This window comes from Mesorhizobium sp. M2E.F.Ca.ET.209.01.1.1 (assembly GCF_004010375.2).
Taxonomy (GTDB): Bacteria; Pseudomonadota; Alphaproteobacteria; order Rhizobiales; family Rhizobiaceae; genus Mesorhizobium.
This window is the reverse complement of the sequence record NZ_SADP02001083.1, coordinates 1-296: the sequence shown is the minus strand read 5'-3', so window position 1 is coordinate 296 and position 296 is coordinate 1. Positions and strand designations below refer to the sequence as shown.

Genomic DNA, 296 nt, shown 5'->3' with positions numbered 1-296 from the left:
ACTACGAACTGCCGAAGATCGCGCGGGACCCGGCCAAGGCGAAGGCATTGATGGCGGAAGCCGGCCAGGCTGATTTCGAGCATGAGCTGATCACCGTCGACGAGGATTGGCACAAGAACACCGGCGATGCGATCGCGGCGCAGCTTCGCGACGCCGGCATCAAGGTCAAGCGCACGGTTCTGCCGGGCTCGACCTTCTGGAACGACTGGACCAAGTATCCGCTCTCGATGACCAACTGGAACATGCGGCCGCTCGGTGTCCAGGTTCTGGCTCTGGCCTACCGCACCGGCGAAGCC

The 296-nt window shown here is 63.5% G+C and carries 1 protein-coding gene; it reads left to right on the top strand.

All coding sequences use genetic code 11. From position 1 onward, the window contains the following. Positions 1 to 296 (top strand): ABC transporter substrate-binding protein (locus EN852_RS39210; RefSeq protein WP_246694588.1); only part of this gene is annotated, 296 nt, incomplete at both ends.